This window comes from Pseudomonas parafulva NBRC 16636 = DSM 17004 (assembly GCF_000730645.1).
GTDB classification, from domain to species: domain Bacteria; phylum Pseudomonadota; class Gammaproteobacteria; order Pseudomonadales; family Pseudomonadaceae; genus Aquipseudomonas; species Aquipseudomonas parafulva.
The window spans coordinates 41,657-60,628 of record NZ_BBIU01000025.1 but is presented as its reverse complement, the minus strand read 5'-3'; the positions used below and the strand labels follow the sequence as shown (position 1 = coordinate 60,628).

General features: G+C 63.2%; 20 protein-coding genes. 15 read left to right on the top strand and 5 right to left on the bottom strand.

What is annotated here, in order from left to right:
- Positions 1-3 precede the first annotated feature (3 nt).
- The 7 genes from PPA02S_RS16325 to PPA02S_RS16295 all read left to right on the top strand — a co-directional run bounded on the left by PPA02S_RS16325 (position 4) and on the right by PPA02S_RS16295 (position 5,964).
- The gene (locus PPA02S_RS16325; RefSeq protein WP_028632110.1) at positions 4-978 is read left to right on the top strand and encodes a sulfate/molybdate ABC transporter ATP-binding protein; all 975 of its coding nucleotides are present in this window, start codon (positions 4-6) and stop codon (positions 976-978) included.
- A gap of 373 nt (positions 979-1,351) precedes the next feature.
- Positions 1,352-2,158: an energy transducer TonB gene (locus tag PPA02S_RS16320; protein WP_028632109.1), complete on the top strand. Its 807-nt coding sequence runs from the start codon at positions 1,352-1,354 to the stop codon at positions 2,156-2,158.
- A gap of 32 nt (positions 2,159-2,190) precedes the next feature.
- Complete coding sequence (locus tag PPA02S_RS16315; RefSeq protein WP_028632108.1) at positions 2,191-2,910, top strand: MotA/TolQ/ExbB proton channel family protein; 720 nt, start codon at positions 2,191-2,193, stop codon at positions 2,908-2,910.
- A 1-nt stretch (position 2,911) separates the two neighbouring features.
- Positions 2,912-3,313, top strand: coding sequence for an ExbD/TolR family protein (locus tag PPA02S_RS16310; RefSeq protein WP_028632107.1), 402 nt, complete (start codon positions 2,912-2,914; stop codon positions 3,311-3,313).
- Between the two features lie 214 nt (positions 3,314-3,527).
- Positions 3,528-4,109, top strand: a complete 582-nt coding sequence (locus tag PPA02S_RS16305) for an alpha/beta hydrolase (protein ID WP_028632106.1) — start codon at positions 3,528-3,530, stop codon at positions 4,107-4,109.
- A gap of 63 nt (positions 4,110-4,172) precedes the next feature.
- A complete protein-coding gene (locus PPA02S_RS16300; RefSeq protein ID WP_028632105.1) occupies positions 4,173-5,003 on the top strand; it encodes a sigma 54-interacting transcriptional regulator in 831 nt (276 codons plus the stop codon).
- A gap of 175 nt (positions 5,004-5,178) precedes the next feature.
- On the top strand, positions 5,179-5,964 hold the full coding sequence (locus PPA02S_RS16295; RefSeq protein WP_028632104.1) for a MetQ/NlpA family ABC transporter substrate-binding protein: 786 nt from the start codon (positions 5,179-5,181) through the stop codon (positions 5,962-5,964).
- A gap of 102 nt (positions 5,965-6,066) precedes the next feature.
- Here the strand turns inward: PPA02S_RS16295 and PPA02S_RS16290 are convergent, their stop codons facing one another.
- Positions 6,067-8,430: a penicillin acylase family protein gene (locus tag PPA02S_RS16290; protein ID WP_028632103.1), complete on the bottom strand. Its 2,364-nt coding sequence runs from the start codon at positions 8,428-8,430 to the stop codon at positions 6,067-6,069.
- 88 nt (positions 8,431-8,518) lie between these two features.
- Between PPA02S_RS16290 and PPA02S_RS16285 the strand changes: the two genes are divergently transcribed.
- Entirely contained in the window at positions 8,519-9,085 is a 567-nt protein-coding gene (locus PPA02S_RS16285) for a sugar O-acetyltransferase (RefSeq protein ID WP_028632102.1), read from the top strand.
- Here PPA02S_RS16285 and PPA02S_RS16280 read toward each other — a convergent pair.
- Positions 9,064-9,633 carry a DUF6436 domain-containing protein gene (locus tag PPA02S_RS16280; protein ID WP_028632101.1) on the bottom strand — a complete coding sequence of 190 codons (570 nt, stop codon included), beginning with the start codon at positions 9,631-9,633 and terminating at the stop codon, positions 9,064-9,066. The genes PPA02S_RS16285 and PPA02S_RS16280 overlap by 22 nt on opposite strands.
- 102 nt (positions 9,634-9,735) lie before the next feature.
- On the opposite strand from PPA02S_RS16280, the gene bipL reads away from it, so the two are divergent.
- Positions 9,736-10,662, top strand: coding sequence for a phospholipase BipL (gene bipL, locus PPA02S_RS16275; protein ID WP_028632100.1), 927 nt, complete (start codon positions 9,736-9,738; stop codon positions 10,660-10,662).
- On the opposite strand, the gene PPA02S_RS16270 is transcribed toward bipL, so the two are convergent.
- Entirely contained in the window at positions 10,663-11,415 is a 753-nt protein-coding gene (locus PPA02S_RS16270; protein ID WP_028632099.1) for a DUF2059 domain-containing protein, read from the bottom strand.
- Positions 11,416-11,535: 120 nt separating this feature from the next.
- Between PPA02S_RS16270 and PPA02S_RS16265 the strand changes: the two genes are divergently transcribed.
- A complete protein-coding gene (locus tag PPA02S_RS16265) occupies positions 11,536-12,159 on the top strand; it encodes a 2OG-Fe(II) oxygenase (RefSeq protein WP_028632098.1) in 624 nt (207 codons plus the stop codon).
- Positions 12,146-12,667 carry a 2-thiouracil desulfurase family protein gene (locus PPA02S_RS16260; RefSeq protein ID WP_028632097.1) on the top strand — a complete coding sequence of 174 codons (522 nt, stop codon included), beginning with the start codon at positions 12,146-12,148 and terminating at the stop codon, positions 12,665-12,667. The genes PPA02S_RS16265 and PPA02S_RS16260 overlap by 14 nt, the downstream gene beginning before the upstream one ends.
- A gap of 16 nt (positions 12,668-12,683) precedes the next feature.
- Here PPA02S_RS16260 and PPA02S_RS16255 read toward each other — a convergent pair whose 3' ends face one another.
- Both PPA02S_RS16255 and serA read right to left on the bottom strand, forming a co-directional pair.
- Positions 12,684-13,157, bottom strand: a complete 474-nt coding sequence (locus PPA02S_RS16255) for a transporter substrate-binding domain-containing protein (RefSeq protein WP_028632096.1) — start codon at positions 13,155-13,157, stop codon at positions 12,684-12,686.
- A gap of 273 nt (positions 13,158-13,430) precedes the next feature.
- Positions 13,431-14,660 carry a phosphoglycerate dehydrogenase gene (serA, locus tag PPA02S_RS16250; protein ID WP_028632095.1) on the bottom strand — a complete coding sequence of 410 codons (1,230 nt, stop codon included), beginning with the start codon at positions 14,658-14,660 and terminating at the stop codon, positions 13,431-13,433.
- A 166-nt stretch (positions 14,661-14,826) separates the two neighbouring features.
- On the opposite strand from serA, the gene PPA02S_RS16245 reads away from it, so the two are divergent.
- The 4 genes from PPA02S_RS16245 (at position 14,827) to PPA02S_RS16230 (ending at position 18,941) form a co-directional block, all read left to right on the top strand.
- Positions 14,827-16,224, top strand: a complete 1,398-nt coding sequence (locus tag PPA02S_RS16245) for a D-2-hydroxyglutarate dehydrogenase (protein WP_028632094.1) — start codon at positions 14,827-14,829, stop codon at positions 16,222-16,224.
- A gap of 25 nt (positions 16,225-16,249) precedes the next feature.
- Positions 16,250-16,915 (top strand): fumarylacetoacetate hydrolase family protein, encoded by a 666-nt coding sequence (locus PPA02S_RS16240; protein ID WP_033727905.1) that lies wholly within the window; start codon positions 16,250-16,252, stop codon positions 16,913-16,915.
- A 108-nt stretch (positions 16,916-17,023) separates the two neighbouring features.
- Positions 17,024-17,944, top strand: coding sequence for an SdiA-regulated domain-containing protein (locus PPA02S_RS16235; protein WP_028632092.1), 921 nt, complete (start codon positions 17,024-17,026; stop codon positions 17,942-17,944).
- A gap of 94 nt (positions 17,945-18,038) precedes the next feature.
- The gene (locus PPA02S_RS16230; protein ID WP_028632091.1) at positions 18,039-18,941 is read left to right on the top strand and encodes an SdiA-regulated domain-containing protein; all 903 of its coding nucleotides are present in this window, start codon (positions 18,039-18,041) and stop codon (positions 18,939-18,941) included.
- The last annotated feature ends 31 nt before the right edge of the window (positions 18,942-18,972 follow it).

The window sequence follows — 18,972 nt, the reverse complement described above, 5'->3', positions numbered from 1 at the left end:
TTCATGTCGATCGAAGTTCGTAACGTCAGCAAGCGCTTCAACAGCTTCCAGGCCCTGGACAACATCAACCTGGATATCAACAGTGGCGAGCTGGTCGCCCTGCTTGGCCCGTCGGGCTGCGGCAAGACCACCTTGCTGCGCATCATTGCCGGCCTGGAAACCCCTGACCAAGGCAGCATCGTGTTCCATGGCGAGGATGTGTCCGGCCACGACGTGCGTGATCGCAACGTGGGGTTCGTCTTCCAGCATTACGCGCTGTTCCGCCACATGAGCGTGTTCGACAACGTCGCCTTTGGGCTGCGCATGAAGCCCAAGGGCGAGCGCCCGAGTGAAAGCCGCATCGCCGAGAAGGTGCATGAACTGCTGAACATGGTGCAGTTGGACTGGCTGGCCGACCGCTACCCGGAACAGCTGTCCGGTGGCCAGCGCCAGCGTATCGCCCTGGCGCGGGCATTGGCGGTGGAGCCGAAGGTACTGTTGCTGGATGAGCCGTTCGGGGCGTTGGACGCCAAGGTGCGCAAGGAGCTGCGCCGCTGGCTGGCACGGCTGCATGAGGACATCAACCTGACGTCGGTGTTTGTCACCCATGACCAGGAGGAGGCCATGGAGGTGGCTGACCGCATTGTGGTGATGAACAAGGGCGTGATCGAGCAGATCGGCTCGCCAGGTGAGGTGTACGAGCAACCGGCCAACGACTTCGTCTACCACTTCCTAGGTGATTCGAACCGCCTGGCATTGAGCGAGGGCCACCATGTGCTGTTCCGCCCGCACGAAGTGTCGTTGTCGCGGCACGAAACCGAAGGGCATCAGGCCGCCGAGGTGCGTGACATCCGGCCCTTGGGTGCCACCACGCGGGTCACCCTGAAGGTGGAAGGGCAGAGCGACCTGATCGAGGCCGAAGTGGTCAAGGACCACGACAGCCTGACCGATCTTGCCCGTGGCGAAACCCTTTTCTTCCGGCCGAAGCTGCCGTTGTAGGGACGCGTAGGAGCGCGTAGGAGCGACCGCCAGGTCGCGATGGGGTGCCGTAGGAGCGACCGCTAGGTCGCGATGGGCTGCGCAGCAGCCCCGTACGGGTTATGCACTTAGGGCTGCTATGCAGCCCATCGCGACCTAGCGGTCGCTCCTACGGTGGCATCTTCCATGCCGTTGACGAATAGTTTTAATGCCTACGTTGCATCATTTCAGCCCCCCCGCCAGCAAAGCCCCGTGAAACCGGGCCCCTCCTGCAACCCTACCGAATAAATATTCAATAAAGTTCTAACAATAAGTTTAAACATTACTTTCAGAGATATGCCTCTGGCCCGATGATTCAGCCACTCACCTGAATCCAGCCCCAGGAGTTTCATCAATGGGTAATGCCCACTCGGCCGTCAGGGCCTACGACCTGCCATGGCGCCCAGCACCGGGCGAACTGGTCGAGCTTGGACGCACTGCGCGCCTTCCCCTTGGGCAACTGCGCCTGCAACGCTCACCCGTCAGCGGCCTCAAACGGCGGGACAAACTGGCCTTGGGGCTGCTGGTGCTGGCCTTGCACGGCGCTGCCGCTTACTGGGTCAGCCAGGCACCCACACCCGAGCTGCCTGTGGTGCCGCCACAGGTGCCGCCCATGACCATCGAGTTTGCGGCGCCCGCACCGCCTGTGGTCGAGCCCCCGCCGCCTGCACCTGCACCGCCGTTGGTCGAGCCACCACCACCGCCGCCTGTGATTGACGAGCTGGCTGCCAAGCCCAAGCCAAAACCCAAGCCCGTGCCCAAACCCGTGGTCAAGCAGGCGCCCAAGCCGACACCCAAGCCCAAGCCGATGGAGGCTCCACCACCAGCTCCGGTCGCGGCCCCGGCTCCGGCCCCGGCCACACCAGCACCACCTGCGCCGGTTACCCCGGCCTCGGCCAACGCCGCATACCTGAAGAACCCGGCACCGGACTACCCGCAGATGGCCCAGCGGCGTGGCTGGGAAGGCACGGTGCTGTTGCGTGTAGAGGTGCTGCCCAGCGGCAAGCCCGGGCAGATCCAGGTCCAGAAAAGCAGTGGCCGTGATGCGCTGGACGCCGCAGCCCTGGCTGCAGTCAAGCGCTGGAGCTTCGTCCCCGCCAAGCAGGGGGACGTTGCCCAGACCGGCTGGGTCAGTGTGCCCATCGACTTCAAGCTTCGCTAACTCCCCCTTTGCAGAACACAGGAAGACATCCCATGAGCGTGCTGGCATCCCCTCTCGAGTCCGTAGAAAGCGCCGTCATCTGGCTGCTGGTCGGCTTTTCCGTCGTTACCTGGGGCCTGGCCCTGGTGAAAACCTTGCAGTTCGTGCGCCTGAAAAATCAGGACAGACGCTTCCATCAACAATTCTGGGCGGCGTCCAGCCTGGACTCGGCTGCCGAACTCAGCCACGAGCTGCCAGGCCCTGCGGCACGGGTGGCGCAGTCCGGTTACGCTGCCATCGCAGTAGGCGATGCCCAGGCCAGTGACCTGAGCCACGCCATCAATCACCAGGACCGCCTGGAGCGGGCCCTGCGCCAGCAGATCGTGCGTGAGCGGCGCTCGCTGGAAACCGGCCTGGCGGTGGTGGCGAGCATCGGCAGTACCTCACCCTTCATCGGGCTGTTTGGCACCGTGTGGGGCATCATGGAGGCGCTCAAGGGCATCAGTGCGGCCGGCTCTGCGAGCCTGGAAACCGTAGCCGGGCCGATTGGCGCTGCGCTGGTTGCTACCGGCGTGGGCATCGCCGTGGCCGTGCCGGCGGTGCTTGTGTACAACTATTTCCTGCGCCGCCTGAAGCTGACAGCCGCTGACCTGGACGATTTCGCCCACGATTTCTACAGCCTGGCGCAGAAGAGTGCCTTCCGCGTATTGGTACACCCTGCTGTACACAAGCCTCAGGGTGGTTTTACCCAGCCCGTGAAGGAGGCCTCCTGACATGGCGTTCTCGACCCAGGACAGCGACGAAGTCCTCAGCGAAATCAACGTGACGCCGTTGGTGGATGTAATGCTGGTGCTGCTGGTGGTGTTCATCGTCACTGCACCGCTGCTCACCAATGCCATCCCCATCAACCTGCCCAAGACCGAGGCCGTGGCCCCGGTGGAGCAGAAGGACCCGCTGGTGGTCAGCATCGATGGCAGCGGCAAGCTGTTCATCAACAAGGACGAGCTCCAGCCTGACGCGCTGGAAGGCAGCCTCAAGGCCGCCAAGGCCAAGGACGCTGACCTGCGTGTGCAACTGCAGGCCGACGACGGCGTGAACTACGGTGAGGTGGCGCGCGCCATGGCCGCCATCGAACGTGCCGGCATCAGCAAATTGGCGGTCATCACTGCGCGCTGATGCCATCAACCTCTTCAGGCAATGCTTATGGGCCATATCTCTTGGCAGGGGATGGCCCTTTTTTTTGCCCCGCTGTGGATAAAAGGCTTCGCGGGTAAACCCGCTCCCACAGCTTAAACTTTTTGTTATTAACAAATATCTTCTTATTCCTTTACGAATATAACCCCCACCCTATACTGGTCTCCAAGCACGCAAACACCCCTGGAGGCGTCCCATGCGCAATGAGTCAATTCGTTACCTGATTGTGCCGGGCTGGCAAGGATCGCCAGACAACCATTGGCAGAGTCACTGGCAGCGCACCCTGCCCAACAGCGCGCGGGTGGAGCAGCACGACTGGCTCACCCCGCAACGCCAGGACTGGGTGCAGGCGCTGGAGCAGGCGATTGCCGCCGAGCGCTCGCCCGTTATCCTGATTGCCCACAGCCTTGGCTGCATCACGGTTGCCCACTGGGCCGCGCAAGCCACCCCCGGCCTGCTACGGCGGGTACGGGGGGCATTGCTGGTAGCGCCGGCCGATGTGGAGCGGCCAACCTGCGCGGCGGCGCTGCGCAACTTCGCGCCCATCCCCGGCGCGCCACTGCCGTTTCCAAGCCAGGTCGTCAGCTCCGACAACGACCCGGCGGTGAGCGTACCGCGGGCGCTGTCGCTGGCTCAGGCCTGGGGTGCCGAAGCGGGGTTGCTGAGCAATGCGGGGCACATCAACGTGAAGTCAGGCCATGAGCGCTGGGAGGGCGGTTTCGCTTACCTGTACCGCCTGCAAAGCCGGGTGGAGCAGCGCGCACTGCGCCGTGCCTGACAGCCTTTTCTGTTTATTGTCGGCGTGAAGCCGGGCCCAGCAGGGCCGGTGTGGGAGTTTGTCATGACGTTTCAAAACCCGTTTGGCCAGCCGCTGCTGACCTTTCCCGAACTGGACAAGAGCCCACTGAGCATTCGTGCCAAGGCCCTGGTGTTCATCGACCCCCGCTCGCAGCAACTGCGTGAGGACCTGGAACGCCTGGCACCACTGCCATTGCCAGTGCTCATCCGGGGTGAAACAGGTTCGGGCAAGGAACTGCTGGCCCGCCAGATCCACCGCACCAGTGACCGCAGCGGCCTGTTCGTCTCGGTCAACTGCGCCGCCATCAGTGCGACCTACGCCGATGCCGAGCTGTTCGGCTACAGCGCCGGCAGCCAGGGGGGCACGGCCAGTAGCCGCGCCGGTTGGTTCGGCTCGGCCAACGGCGGCACGCTGTACCTGGACGAAATTGCTGACCTGCCGTTGACCATACAGGGCAAGCTGCTGGCAGCCTTGGAGAACCGTGAAGTGACGCGGGTAGGCGCGCAGAAGCCGCAGCCGGTGGATGTCCGCCTGGTGGCTGCTACCAGCATCGACCTGGCCCGGGTGGTCAAGGCCGGGCGGTTCAATGAGCGCCTGTATCAATACTTGCGCGAAGGTGCGCTGGAGTTGCCACCCTTGCGCGAGCGGCCCGGCGATATCCTGGCGTTGGCCGAGTATTTCGTGGGGATCTACAGCGTTCGCCTGCAGCGGCCGGTACCGCTGGTGAGCGAGGCGGCGCAGCAGTTACTCGAGGCCCACCCCTGGACGGGCAATACCCGTGAACTGGAGAACGTCATCCACTTCGCCTTGCTGGTCAACGACGGGGAAGAGATCCTGCCCCAGGACCTCGATTTGCCGAGCGCTGCGCGGTAGCAGGCGCTAATAAGCAAATAGGTAGGTGGCATTTTGATTTTGGAATAAGCAGCTAATTAAAAGATATTGTTCCGGCATAAAAAATCTAGGTATTGTCCGCCTCACGCCCGCTGAATCGTCGGTAGGCACACATATCTGCCATCGCCGATGGCCCGCATTCAGAACAAGGATCACCATGAAGAAGACCCTGCTGACCACCGCCCTGGCTGCCGCCCTGTCGTTCGCCGGCCTGGCCGCTGCCGCCGAAAAACTGGTGGTTGCTGCAACCCCCGTACCCCATGCCGAGATCCTGGAGCTGATCAAGCCGACCTTGGCCAAGGAAGGGGTGGACCTGCAGATCAAGGTCTTCACCGACTACGTGCAGCCTAACGTGCAGGTGGACCAGAAGCGTCTGGACGCCAACTACTTCCAGACCCTGCCGTACCTGCAGAGCTTCAACGAGGGGAAGGGCACGCACCTGGAAACCGTGATCGGCGTGCACGTGGAGCCCTTTGGCGGCTACTCGAAAAAGGTCAAGAGCCTGAACGACCTGCCAGAAGGTGCCACGGTTGCCATCCCCAACGAAGGCAGCAACAGCGGCCGTGCGCTGCTGCTCCTGCAGAAGGCGGGCCTGATTACCCTTAAGGATCCGAAAAATGCCCTGGCAACGCCAAAGGACATCGCCGAGAACCCCAAGAAGTTGAAATTCCGCGAGCTTGAGTCGGCCATGCTGCCCCGCGTACTGGACCAAGTGGACCTGGACATGATCAACACCAACTACGCCCTTGAAGCCGGCCTGAACCCGGCCAAGGATGCGCTGGTAATCGAAGGCAGCGACTCGCCTTACGTGAACTTCCTGGTAGCCCGCCCGGACAACAAGAACAGCGACGCCATGCAGAAACTGGCCAAGGCCCTGACCAGCCCCGAGGTGAAGGCCTTCATCGCCAAGAAGTACCAGGGTGCTGTGCTGCCAGCGTTCTGATGCGTTTGCTGCTGGTAGTGTGACCTGACGCCGACACTGATGTGTCGGCGTTTTTGTGTCCGGCGGCAGATGTTCCGCTGCCGCAGTGGGTCGCAAACGCAATCAACCGCCAGGCACGAGCCTCAAGGTACTGTGCGCCGGAATGGCCCCCATCTGTGTTTTCTGGTAATGCCCCTGCACATACCCCTCGGCCTGGTCCGCGTAGTGCTTGTCGAAAGGCACGCCGCTTTGCCCGACCGGGTTACTGGTCAGTGCCTGGCCGGCATCGGCGAAGTCGATCAGGCGCCGGGTGGACGGGCCGTAGGTGACCGGCCACGGCGCGGGGCCGATCTTGGCCGATAGATTGTTGGGCACTTCGTGGGTGCCTGGGGCCGGGAACGGGCCCACGTTGAACAGTAGGTTCAGGGGCTTTTGCACACCCAGCGGGTGGTTGTGGGTGAGGGTATGCGCCTTGCCCCACTGCCAACTGGCAGGGTCGTCGCCCAGGGCCTTGCGCAGGTGCTGCACCGTCTGTTGCCAGGCCACCCGCACAACCCCGGTGCGGTCGGTGGGCTGGCTGGCGCCGCGGGTGTTCCACCAGGGGGAATCGGCGTCGGCGGCCAGGCGTGGCAAGGCAGCGTCGATGGCTCGGGTGCTGATGAGTACCGGGAACCAGGCGTCACCCAGTTCGTCATGCATGGCGGCAAATGCCAGCTCATACAAGAACTGGTTGAACACCGTGGCGTTGATGGAGCCCAGCGGGTAGTCGCCCTCCCAGGCCGCCAACTGTTCCACCAGCTCCTTTTCCTCATCACCCTCGGCTACTGCGCGCAGTGTCGCCAGCAGTGGCGCCAGGGTGCGCGGGCCGTAGTCACTGGAGGTGTCCAGCTGCAGGGCCTGGCTGTTGGCGGTGTCCCATTGTGTTTGCGTGTCTGCCAGCAGGCGATCGAGCTGGCGGCCCCGGTCTGGCAGGTTGTAGTAGCCGGGTATGGGCATGGCGCCCGGCGGCTGGTAGTTGGCCGAAACGATGTACCCACTGGCAGGGTTTTCCTGTTGCGGGTTGGCGCTGAAGGGGTAGAAACCCAGTTTGTCCGCCTGGGTACTGCTGCCATCGAGGATGAATGCCGGGTTCACGCCGTCAGGGCGGATCGGCAAGCGCGCAGCCGCCCACCAGCCGATATCACCACGGGCGTTGGCCCACACGAAGTTCAAACCGGGTGCATGCACCTGGGCGGCGGCCTGGCGCATCTTGCCCAGGGTGTCGGCACGGTTGAGCTGGTAGAAACCGTCGAGAATGGGGTTTTCGGTTTCCAGAAACGCCCACCACATGGCAATGGGCGTGTTGCCCGCCGACTCCCCAAGCACATCGTTGACGATCGGGCCGTGGGGGGACCGGCGCAGTTGCAGGGTGACCGGCTGCCCGCCCTTGACGGCGATGGTCTGTTCGCTGTGCTCCAGTGGCTGCCACTGGCCCTTGACCAGTACCTGCTGGGCATCGGCTGGGTTGGGCCTTTCTGCGATCAGGTCGATGTCATCGTTCTGGAACATGGTCAGGCTCCAGCCGAAATCACGGTTATGGCCCAGCAAGGCGAAAGGGTTCAGGGCCTGGAAGTACCCGTACAGGTTGAAACCCGGTGCCGACAGCTCCGCTTCGTACCACACTGCCGGCGCCGCAAAGCCGATATGCGGGTCGCCGGCCAGCAGCGGCTTGCCGCTGCGGGTGCGGCTGCCGGCCACTGCCCAGGCATTGCTGCCTTCGAACTGCGGCACCGCCAATGCCGTCAGCGCGTTGTGGCTGACCGTGGCCAGGGTTTCCAGGCTGCGCCAGTCGGCAGCCGCCAGCGGCGTGCCCAGTGCGCCGCCTGGTTGCCAGGCGAGGTCGAAGATGCCCAAGTATTCAGGCCCCAGTTGGTCGCGGATGAAGGTTAGTGCAGGCTCGGTGCGGAATGCGGCGGCAAAGCTGTAGGCCAGGTACCCGGCGATGCTCAGGGTGTCCTCGGCGGTGAAGGGGCGCGGGCTGATGCCGAGCAAGTCGAACTCCACGGGCTTTGGGTGGCTGGCCTGCCAGCTGTTCACCCCGGCGAGGTAGGCCTGCAGCGCGCGCCAGGCAGGGGCCTGGTGGTCTTGACGCTGGGCCATCAGGGTGGCCTGTTCCCGGATGCGCAGGCTGCGGAACAGGGTGTCTGTGGGGACCAGTTTTTCACCCAGCACTTCAGCCAGCTCGCCCCGTGCCAGGCGGCGCAGGATCTCCATCTGGAACAGCCTGTCCTGGGCGTGCACGTACCCCAGTGCCCGGTACAGGTCAGGCTCGTTCTGCGCCTGCAGGTGCGGCACACCCCGGGTGTCGTAACGCACGCTCACGGGGGCCTGCAGGCCGGAAACCGCTACCTCGCCGTGGCGGCGCGGCAGTTTGCCCTGTACGTATACGTAGCCAGCCCCGACGGCCAGGGCGATAACGACAACCAACAGGGCCAGGCCGCGCTTCATGCAGTCTCCTTTGAGTGATTGGGCAGATTGTGTGGTCCGATCATCGACACATTCGCGAAAAGAGCATAGCCCCCAGGCAGGAGTTTCCATGTCACTCAGCGAAAAACAGAAAATGCTGACAGGCCAGCTGTACCACGCCACCTGTCCAGAGCTGCAGGCCGAGCAAAGCGCCAACCGGCAGTGGATGCTACGGTACAACAGCGGTACAGAGATGCCCTCGCAAGCCCGCCATGGGCTGTTGGCCGAGCACTTTGGCCACGTCGGCGACAACACGGTGATTCGCCCGCCGTTTCACTGCGACTATGGCTACAACATCAGTGTGGGCCGTAACACGTTCATGAACTTCAACTGTGTGATTCTCGATGTACTGCCCGTGCGCATCGGCGACGATTGCCAGGTTGGCCCCAACGTGCAGATCTACGCGGCTGACCACCCCCTGGACCCCGAGGTGCGTCGCACCGGCCTCGAGAGCGGGCGCCCGGTGACCATCGGCAATAATGTATGGATCGGCGGCGGGGCGATCATCCTGCCTGGCGTGACCATTGGCGATGATGCGGTGGTGGGCGCTGGCAGCGTGGTCACCCGTGACGTGCCGGCGGGCGCTGTGGTGGTGGGCAACCCGGCGCGTATCCGTCAACCGGCCCACGGGCAGTAGCAGCCAACGGCCAAGGTATTGGATGCCTGGACCTGGCGGCCGTCGAGCAGTGCCTTGAGGATCGGCTCGATGAAGCTGTTGCTGGCATTGCACACCGCCCCCTCGCTGTAGGGGCCAAAGTAGGCCAGATGGCCTTGGCGGTCCCAGATGGCGACCGCCGGCGAGGCCGGCAGCCGTTCGCTGCCCGGCAGGCTGGCCAGGGGCTGCAAGGCGGTCAGGTCTGCAGGCATGCGGCCTTGGCTGCCAGGCTTTTGCAGCACATAAAACCTCACGCCCTTGCCTGCGAACTGGCCAACCAGGTCGGCCAGGTGCTGTTGGTTGCCAACGTTGCAGGGGCAGGCCGGGTCGCGAAAATGCACCACGCGGATGGGCCCGGGGCCCGCCAGCGCTGCAGGCAACTGCAGCTGGCTGCCATCGAATACCGTGGCCTGGTTGTCGAACGGGCGCAGGTAGCGGGCCTGGAAACTGCTGTAGGCTTGCCACAGGATGGCTGCGCCCACGATCAGGCCAAGCGCCAGGCACGACGTTTTGAGGGTTCGGGTATTCATGAACCGGATGCGCGCTCGTGTGGGGTGAACGGCAAGCTTGCCACGGCGCGGCCATGAGCTGAATATCCCAAGTCAATACTTGTTGCACTGTGGATGTACCCGATGCCCGCTGCCTTTCACCCCGACCTGTTGCGCACCAGCCTGGCCCCGCTCGGCGCGCGCCAGCCGCTGTCGGCGCATGCCCAGCATTATCAACGCTTCTATGGTCTGGATGTGCCCGTGCACAGCTGGCTGGGCAGCTTCCCCGTTGCTGGGTTCGAGGTGGTGGGGCAGGTGTGGTCGCCCCTGCAGCCGAAGGCAACGCTGTTTCTGCTGCACGGTTATTACGACCACATGGGCTTGTACCGGCATGTGATTGCCTGGGCGCTGAAACATGGGTTTGCGGTGATCAGCTGCGACCTGCCGGGCCATGGCTTGTCCAGCGGCGAGCGTGCCAGCATCGATGACTTTGCGGTGTATCAGCAGGTGCTCGACGCCCTGTTCGAACAGGCTCGCGCACTGCGGCTGCCCCACCCGTGGCACCTGTGCGGCCAAAGCACCGGTGGTGCAATCGCCGTCGACCACCTGTTGCACCAGGCTGAGCACAGCCCTGTGGATGGCGAGGTCATCCTGTTGGCACCCTTGGTGCGCCCGTGTGCCTGGGGCTGGTCGAAGTTCAGCTACCAAGTGCTGCGTCACTTTGTGAACGGTATAGAGCGGCGCTTCAGCGACAACACCAATGACCCGGCATTCCTGGCGTTTCTTCAGGCCGACCCGCTGCAGCCCCGTCGCCTGCCCACGGCCTGGGTGGGCGCGCTGATCGCCTGGATCAAACGCATAGAAGCCGCGCCCTGCAGTGCCCGGCACCCGGTGATCGTGCAAGGGGAGAACGACGGCACTGTGGACTGGCCGTACAACCTCGCCGTGCTCAAGGCCAAGTTCGACACGCCAAGGGTGCTGATGCTGCCCGGGGCCCGCCATCACCTGGCAAACGAGCTACCGGCTATCCGCCAGCGCTATTTCGATTTCCTCGACCTGCAGATAGGCTGATCAATTCAGCTGGTTGGCGTCCTGGCCAACAGCCAGGCCCGCGCGCACGGCGGTGAGGGCAGCCTGGTAATACGCCTTGCCATCGGCAGATTCGGCGAAGGTGGCGAATTCTTCCAGCTCGGCATCCGACAAATCACGGTAGACGTAGAGCAGGGTGTTGTTCAGGTCTTCGCCAATCTGGTTCATCAGGCGCTGGCGCTGGCCGTCGAGCAGGCCCTGGGCCTGACCACCGCCGAACAGGCCGGGGATCATGGAGCTGAGGCTGTCGGCTGCCACGCCTGCGATGGCCAGGCTGACCTCGGCACCGGCTTCCCGGGCCGGCAGGGCCTGGGCGAGGTGGCCGATGATCAGCTGGCGAGTGTCGCTGGCCTGAATCTTTGGCAGGCCCTGGGCATTGCGTGCCAGTTCATCCTTGCGCGTGGCCTTGAGCTCGGCGGCCACCACCTTGCGGCCCAGGGGCGACTGGAAAAACGCCAGGGCCGGCGCCGGGTTGGGCAAGGCGGTGCGCAGTTGGGCCTGGGCACGCCGGTCCATGGCCTGGGCCTGGAAGCGCTGGTTGCTGTTGCTGACCAGCGCCTGGTAAACGGCCGGCGGCAAGCTGTTGCGGTAGCGCTGCTGGGCGGCGGTGACGGCATCGGTGAAGTGGGCGCGCTGGTCGGGCCAGCCAGCGACCTTGTACAGCTGACCCAGGGTATCTGCCCAGACAGGTACGGTGCAGATCATCAGCAGAATCAGGGAAAACAGACGGCGCATTCAAGACTCCTGTCGGCAGGTGGCTATTGTCTGTGTGGCAGCGGCTGTTTGTCGAGATATGTGCGTGGTTCTCGGCCAAGTGGCGCTGTGCGCCGATCTGGCGAATGGATATGATGCGCCATGCAAAATTCCCCTGAAAACCCGATGCTAGCGGCCGTCGTCGACGATCTGGCCACCCGTGGCTGGTCCCAGCAGGCGCTGTTTTTACCCGGCGACCTGGTGCGGGCGCTTGCGAGCGAGTGCCGGCGGCGTAATGCCGAAGGTGAGCTGAACCCTGCAGGCGTAGGGCGCGGCGCCTCCCAGGAGGTGCGTGAAGCCATCCGCGGCGACCAGATCCAGTGGGTCGACCCGGGCCAGGCCGATGCCTGCGACCAGTACCTCGCTGCGATGGACCAATTGCGCCTGGCGATCAACCAAGGCTTGTTCCTCGGCCTGGAAGACTTCGAGTGCCATTTTGCGCTGTACCCGCCGGGTGCGTTCTACCGCCGCCATCTGGACCGCTTTCGCGACGATGACCGGCGTACGGTGTCGGCAGTGCTGTACCTCAACGAAGGTTGGCAGCCCGAGGACGGCGGCCAGTTGCGCATGTTCCTGGCCCAGGGTGTTGAGCATGATGTCGAGCCTGTGGCCGGCTGCCTGGTGGTGTTTCTGTCGGGCGATGTGCCCCATGAGGTACTGCCGGCAGGCCGCGACCGGTTGTCGTTGACCGGCTGGTTCAGGCGACGCGGCAATGACCCGTTCTGAATTGCCCGAGGTGCTGGTGAGCGCCTGCCTGCTCGGCCAGCCTGTGCGTTATGACGGGCGTGCCAGCGGCCACCCTGACCTGTTGCAGCGTTGGCAGGCAGAGGGGCGAGTGGTGCCGTTGTGCCCAGAGGTGGCTGGCGGTTTGCCCACGCCGCGGCCCGCTGCCGAAATCCCCGGCGGGCAGGGCACGCAGGTGCTCGATGGCCAGGCGCAGGTGGTGACGCTGCTGGGGGAGGATGTAACCGCTGCGTTTCTCGCAGGTGCACACCAGGCATTGGCGCTGGTGCAACGGCATGGCATTCAGATGGCGGTGCTGAAGGCCGGTAGCCCATCGTGCGGCAACCTGCTGACGTACGATGGGTCCTTCAGTGGGGTGAAGGTAGCCGGGCAGGGGGTGACTGCTGCCCTGTTGCGGCGGGCCGGGGTGCAGGTGTTCAGCGAGCTGGAGCTGCCGGAGGCGGAGCGGGCACTGGGGTGTGGGCTATCGCGAAGTGCGCCCCGCCGCTGACCGGTGCGGCTGCCGCTCAGGGGCTTGGGCTAAACCATTTTTGCTCGAGCTCGGCGGTGCGGCCGCTGTCCTTGAGGCGCTGCAGGGCGTTGTTGAGCGCGCTTTCGAACGCGGGGTTGTCTTGCTGGAAGGGGATCACCAGCTTCTGCTCGCCGCCGAATGACTGGCTGGCGTCAAGCGGGCTATCGGCCTTGGGGGCCTCGCTGGCAGGCGTGAGCGCTACGTCGTACTTGCCGCTTTCCACACCTGGGATCACGTCCGGTGCCGGGGCTTCGATGAACTCGGCGCGCAGGTCCAGCTCTGTAGCCAGTGCCTGGCCGAACTCGATGTCGAAACCGGTCAGGTGGTCGTCCTGCTTGAAGGCATACGGCGAGTTGTCGGCTTGCACGGCAATACGCAGTTCACCGCGGTCGGCGATTTCGTCCAGCAGCTCTGCCTGAGCCAGTGGGCTGATCAGTACTGCCAGCAGTACTCCTATGGTCGAACGCATGCTTGCCCCTTTCTTTCAGCTAAATGAGTACCTGTCGTCACGGCTTTCTTCCTCGCCGTGATCGAGCGCAGCCTATGACATTGAAGTCTCGACGATGTTTGACCACAGGCCAAAATTTTCTGCACAGGCAGGTATGTCGCAGACGGTTATCGGCGACCCTCAGCCGTGGCAAATCCGGCCCCTAAAGTCGCGAAGATCAAGCTACAAAGCAAAAGCCCAGGTTGCTGACGGGTGTCAGCAACCTGGGCTTTGCTTGCCGCGGGGGCAGCGTACTTAGAACAGCACGCGGGAGCGGATGGTGCCCTTGACCTGTTGCAATTTTTCTTGCGCCAGGTCGGAGTATTCAGCGTCGACGTCGATCACCACATAACCCACTTTCTCGTTGGTTTGCAGGAACTGACCGGAGATGTTGATGCCGTTCTCGGCAAACACCTTGTTGATCTCGCTGAGCACGCCCGGGATGTTCTCGTGGATGTGCAGCAGACGGTGTTTGCCAGGGTGCGCCGGCAGGGCCACTTCAGGGAAGTTGACCGAGGATACGGACGTACCGTTGTCGCTGTACTTGACCAGCTTCTCGGCGACTTCCAGGCCGATGTTGGCCTGGGCTTCTGCGGTGGAGCCACCGATGTGCGGGGTAAGGATCACGTTGTCCAGGCCGCGCAGCGGGCTTTCGAACTCTTCATCGTTGGAGCGCGGCTCTACCGGGAACACGTCGATGGCGGCGCCGATCAGGTGCTTGTCCTTGATCGCGGCGGCCAGGTGGTCCAGCTCTACGACGGTGCCGCGGGCGGCGTTGATCAGGATCGAGCCCTTCTTCATCGCGCGGATTTCCTTTTCGCCGATCATCCACTGGGTGGAGGGCAGCTCAGGTACGTGCAGCGACACGATGTCGGCCAGGCCCAGCAGTTCGTGCAGGCTGGTGACCTGTACCGCGTTACCCAGCGGCAGCTTGGTCAGCGGGTCGAAGAAATAGACCTGCATGCCAACGCTTTCGGCCAGTACCGACAACTGAGTGCCGATGGAGCCATAGCCGACGATGCCCAGCTTCTTGCCACGGATCTCGAAGGAGTTGGCCGCGCTCTTGATCCAGCCGCCGCGGTGGCAGGATGCGTTTTTTTCCGGGATGCCGCGCAGCAGCAGGATGGCCTCGGCCAGTACCAGCTCGGCCACCGAGCGAGTGTTGGAGTACGGGGCGTTGAATACCGCGATACCGCGCTGGCGCGCAGCTTCCAGGTCGACCTGGTTGGTACCGATGCAGAAGCAGCCAACGGCGACCAGTTTCTTGGCGCAGTCGAAGATTTCTTCAGTCAGTTGGGTGCGTGAGCGGATACCGATGAAATGGGCATCGGCGATCTTTTCCTTCAGTTCGGCTTCGGGCAGCGAACCGGTGAGGTATTCGATGTTGGTGTAGCCGGCAGCCTTGAGGGTATCGACCGCATTCTGGTGTACACCTTCAAGAAGAAGGAACCGGATCTTGCTCTTTTCAAGAGAAGTCTTGCTCATCTGCGTAAACCTGTATCCCGAAGAAAAATGGCGAGAGGCAGCCCCGCTGGGGCGGCCCTAGCATGAACAGAAGGAGCGCTATGCTAGCATACGCGACACACTCTGAGCTTATCCCGACAGGTGAAGTGTGCTCAGGGTGACCATGAATAGGTCGAGAGTTCAGGCGATGATCCAGCGCGCTTCACTAGATGAGCTGATGACCCTTGTCGACCCTGGCAAGGTGCTGACCGACGCGGCCTCCCTGGAGGCCTACGGCAAGGATTGGACCAAGCATTATCCGCCTGCGCCCAGCGCCATCGTGCTGCCCAGAACGGTCGAGCAGGTGCAGGCCATCGTGCGCTGGGCCAATGCCCACAAGGTGGCGCTGGTGCCCTCTGGCGGGCGCACCGGGTTGTCTGCGGGTGCGGTTGCCGCCAAGGGTGAAGTGGTGGTGGCCTTCGACTACATGAACCAGATTCTGGGTTTCGATGCCTTCGACCGCACCGTGGTCTGCCAGCCTGGGGTGATTACCCGGCAATTGCAGGCCTATGCCGAAGAGCAGGGCCTGTATTACCCGGTCGACTTCGCCTCCAGTGGTTCCAGCCAGGTCGGTGGCAATATCGGCACCAATGCCGGCGGCATCAAGGTGATTCGCTACGGCATGACCCGCAACTGGGTGGCCGGGCTGAAGGTGGTCACCGGTACTGGCGAGCTGCTGGAACTGAACAAAGGCCTGGTCAAGAACGCCACCGGCTATGACCTGCGCCACCTGTTCATCGGTGCCGAGGGTACCTTGGGGTTCGTGGTGGAGGCCACCATGCGCCTGGACCGCGCGCCGCGCAACCTCACCGCCATGGTGCTGGGCACGCCTGACTTCGACTCGATCATGCCGGTGCTGCACGCGTTTCATGGCAAGCTGGACCTGACGGCGTTCGAGTTTTTCTCCGATAAGGGCCTGGCCAGGATACTCGCGCGTGGCGATGTGCCTGCGCCGTTCCACACGCCTTGCTCGTTCTATGCATTGCTGGAGTTCGAGGCCAGCACCGAGCAGGTGGCCGATGAAGCCCTGGCCACGTTCGAGCATTGCGTGGCGCAGGGCTGGGTGCTGGACGGGGTCATGAGCCAGAGCGAAACGCAGCTGAAGAACCTGTGGAAGCTGCGCGAGTACCTGTCCGAAACCATTTCGCACTGGACCCCTTACAAGAACGATATTTCGGTAACCGTATCGAAGGTGCCGGCCTTTCTGCGCGATATCGATGCCGTCGTCCAGGCCCATTACCCCGACTATGAGGTGGTGTGGTACGGCCATATCGGGGATGGCAACCTGCACCTGAACATCCTCAAGCCCGAGCACATGAGCAAGGACGCGTTTTTTGCCTCTTGCGCCCGGGTCAACAAATGGGTGTTCGAGATCGTCGAGCGCTACAACGGTTCCATTTCCGCCGAGCACGGCGTCGGCATGACCAAGCGTGACTACCTGGGCTACAGCAGGTCGCCGGAAGAGATCGCCTGCATGAAGGCAATAAAGGCTGTGTTCGACCCTAACGGCATCATGAATCCGGGTAAGATCTTCGCACCTGAATAAAAAGCAGTATCCAGAGGAGTCGGCCATGAGTTACCAGCACCAGTACGTAGACGGCACGCGCATCCACTTCCCGCTGGGCAAGGTGGTGTGCATCGGTCGCAACTACGCCGAGCATGCCAAGGAACTGGACAACCCCATTCCGACCGAGCCGTTGCTGTTCATCAAGCCCGGCAGTTGCGTGGTGCCGGCCGAGGGCGGTTTCAAGATCCCGACCGATCGGGGCTCGGTGCACTACGAAGTGGAAATTGCCGTGCTGCTGGGCAAGTCGCTGTCCACCCGACCAACCCCGGAGGAAGTGCTGGACGCCATTTCCGGTTACGCCCCGGCACTGGACCTTACCCTGCGTGACCTGCAGGCCAAGCTCAAGGAAAAAGGCCTGCCCTGGGAGCTCGCCAAGTGCTTCGACGGCGCCTGCGTGTTGCCGCCCTTCGTGTCTGCCTCCAGCTTCGAGGACACCACGGCCATCCCCGTACGCCTGACGGTGAACGGTGAAGTGCGCCAGGATGGCAGCAGCGCCATGATGCTCAACCCCATCGTGCCCATGATCCAGCACATGGCCGCACAGTTCTCGTTGCAGGCCGGGGATGTGATCCTGACCGGCACGCCGGCTGGGGTAGGGCCATTCATTGCGGGTGACGAGGTGGTACTGGAGCTGCCAGGCGTCAGCCGCTTCGAAAGCCGCGTGCTCTGACCTGGGCGAAGCCCCACCGCGGCGGCGGTGGGGTTTTGTTTACCGATTTTTTCACACCCTATCTGGATAATGCGCTGATCCCCGCCCATCACACAGGATCCTGCTCGCATGCCCTCTTCAGCCACGGCCCCGGCGGCCACGATGCGACGCTTCTACCTGCGCTGGCCTTTCGCCCTGGCCGTGGTGGCGGCAATCGCTTATGGCGTGGCATTTCTCATGCACTGGGATGACCGCGGCATGCTGTGGGTCAAGGAGCACTTCGAGACCACTGCCGAACGCGGCGAAAGCGTCTGGTTACCGGACTACAAAGTGGAAATCGACGCGAAACCCCTTCCTGGCATGGCGGATGACGAAGCGTCAGACCTCGCCTTCAATCCCAGTACGCGCACGCTGTTTTCTGTCATGGGCAAGAAGCCGATTTTGACCGAGTTGAACCTCGACGGTGATGTACTGCGCAACATCCCGCTCAAGGGTTGGGCCAACCCTGAAGGTGTCACGGTGATGGAGGGCGGCTACATGGCCATCACCGATGAGCGTCTGCATGACCTCACTGTCGTCAAAGTGGATGCGAGCACCACGGAGTTGAACCACGCCGATTTCCAGAGCCATGACCTGGGCCTTTCTGAAAATGGCAACAAGGGTTTCGAGGCCGTGGTCTGGGACCCTCGGCGCCAACGCCTGGTGATCGGCGAAGAGCGCCCGCCGCGGCTTTATGAATGGAGCAGCAACGGCCAAAGCCCGCTGAGTGGTGGCAAGACGGCGCTGCCCACCGACCCGCTGGACCTGCGCAACCTCTCGGCACTGGGCATCGACCCGCGCACCGGGCACTTGCTGGCGCTCTCCGCCGACTCGCACATGCTGCTGGAGCTGAACCACAAGGGCGAAAAGATCAGTTTCATGACTGTACTTGGAGGGTTCAACGGCCTGCAAAAAACCATCCCCCGTGCCGAAGGGGTGGCCATGGATGACCAGGGCACCCTGTACATCATCAGCGAACCCGCGCTGTTCTACCGGTTCAAGAAAGGCTGAACACGTGCTCGGCGATGGATAATCGAATGATGGCATTAAGCTTTATTTCAGTTGTCTGTGCTTAAATTCGCCATCCTTCGTCGAGCCTGCCCGCATGCCCCGCTACCTGCGTTTGTCGTTGATCCCCGTGGCCCTGTGCCTGCTCGTGCTCGGTTGGGCAGGGCAGGAGCTGCGCCTGTTCGAGCGCGCCTGGTTCAACCTCAAGGCCTGGTGGCACCCTGCCGAACAGGGCATCGGCCTGGACCGTTACCGGGTAGCGGTGGAAGCCCGGCCGGTGGAGGGGCTGGACGACGACCTTTCGGCGCTGACCTATGACCCGGACCGCAAAACCCTGTTTACCGTCACCAATGCCCGTTCCGAACTGATTGAGTTGTCGCTTGAGGGGCGCATTCTGCGCCGCGTGCCGCTGACCGGCTTTGGTGACCCTGAGGCGGTCGAGTACGTGGGGCCCAACAGCTACGTCATCACCGATGAACGCCAGCAACGGCTGATCCGCGTGCGGCTGCAGGATGACACCCCGTTCCTGGACGCGGCCGATGCCGAGCAGCTTACCTTGGGCATTGGCCTGAATGGCAACAAGGGCTTCGAAGGGCTGGCCTACGACTCTGCCGGCAAGCGCCTGTTCGTGGCCAAGGAGCGGGACCCGATGCTGATCTACGAGGTGCACGGGTTCCCCCACGACAACCCGCAGCAGCCTTATGCCGTGAACGTGGTGCAGGACAGCAAGCGCGATGCGCGGCTGTTTGTACGCGACCTGTCCAGCTTGCAGTTCGATGAACGCAGCGGGCACCTGCTGGCGCTGTCGGACGAGTCGCGCCTGCTGCTGGAACTGGATGTACAAGGCAAGCCGCTGAGCACCCTGTCTTTACGCAAGGGTGCCCACGGGCTGAAGGCGACGGTGCCGCAGGCGGAGGGCGTGGCGATGGACGACGCCGGCACCCTTTATATGGTCAGTGAGCCGAACCTGTTCTACGTGTTCAAGCTGCCGGCCCCATGAGCCGGCGGGGCCCCGCCGCAGCCCCACCCAG

Coding starts and splice junctions, on each gene's coding strand:
- PPA02S_RS16320 (WP_028632109.1), top strand. CDS start 1,352: ATGGGTAATGCCCACTCGGCCGTCAGGGCCTACGACCTGCCATGGCGC.
- PPA02S_RS16285 (WP_028632102.1), top strand. CDS start 8,519: ATGTCACTCAGCGAAAAACAGAAAATGCTGACAGGCCAGCTGTACCAC.
- PPA02S_RS16280 (WP_028632101.1), bottom strand. CDS start 9,633: ATGAATACCCGAACCCTCAAAACGTCGTGCCTGGCGCTTGGCCTGATC.
- bipL (WP_028632100.1), top strand. CDS start 9,736: ATGCCCGCTGCCTTTCACCCCGACCTGTTGCGCACCAGCCTGGCCCCG.
- PPA02S_RS16240 (WP_033727905.1), top strand. CDS start 16,250: ATGAGTTACCAGCACCAGTACGTAGACGGCACGCGCATCCACTTCCCG.
- serA (WP_028632095.1), bottom strand. CDS start 14,660: ATGAGCAAGACTTCTCTTGAAAAGAGCAAGATCCGGTTCCTTCTTCTT.
- PPA02S_RS16265 (WP_028632098.1), top strand. CDS start 11,536: ATGCAAAATTCCCCTGAAAACCCGATGCTAGCGGCCGTCGTCGACGAT.
- PPA02S_RS16310 (WP_028632107.1), top strand. CDS start 2,912: ATGGCGTTCTCGACCCAGGACAGCGACGAAGTCCTCAGCGAAATCAAC.
- PPA02S_RS16290 (WP_028632103.1), bottom strand. CDS start 8,430: ATGAAGCGCGGCCTGGCCCTGTTGGTTGTCGTTATCGCCCTGGCCGTC.
- PPA02S_RS16300 (WP_028632105.1), top strand. CDS start 4,173: ATGACGTTTCAAAACCCGTTTGGCCAGCCGCTGCTGACCTTTCCCGAA.
- PPA02S_RS16325 (WP_028632110.1), top strand. CDS start 4: ATGTCGATCGAAGTTCGTAACGTCAGCAAGCGCTTCAACAGCTTCCAG.
- PPA02S_RS16295 (WP_028632104.1), top strand. CDS start 5,179: ATGAAGAAGACCCTGCTGACCACCGCCCTGGCTGCCGCCCTGTCGTTC.
- PPA02S_RS16305 (WP_028632106.1), top strand. CDS start 3,528: ATGCGCAATGAGTCAATTCGTTACCTGATTGTGCCGGGCTGGCAAGGA.
- PPA02S_RS16245 (WP_028632094.1), top strand. CDS start 14,827: ATGATCCAGCGCGCTTCACTAGATGAGCTGATGACCCTTGTCGACCCT.
- PPA02S_RS16315 (WP_028632108.1), top strand. CDS start 2,191: ATGAGCGTGCTGGCATCCCCTCTCGAGTCCGTAGAAAGCGCCGTCATC.
- PPA02S_RS16255 (WP_028632096.1), bottom strand. CDS start 13,157: ATGCGTTCGACCATAGGAGTACTGCTGGCAGTACTGATCAGCCCACTG.
- PPA02S_RS16270 (WP_028632099.1), bottom strand. CDS start 11,415: ATGCGCCGTCTGTTTTCCCTGATTCTGCTGATGATCTGCACCGTACCT.
- PPA02S_RS16230 (WP_028632091.1), top strand. CDS start 18,039: ATGCCCCGCTACCTGCGTTTGTCGTTGATCCCCGTGGCCCTGTGCCTG.
- PPA02S_RS16260 (WP_028632097.1), top strand. CDS start 12,146: ATGACCCGTTCTGAATTGCCCGAGGTGCTGGTGAGCGCCTGCCTGCTC.
- PPA02S_RS16235 (WP_028632092.1), top strand. CDS start 17,024: ATGCCCTCTTCAGCCACGGCCCCGGCGGCCACGATGCGACGCTTCTAC.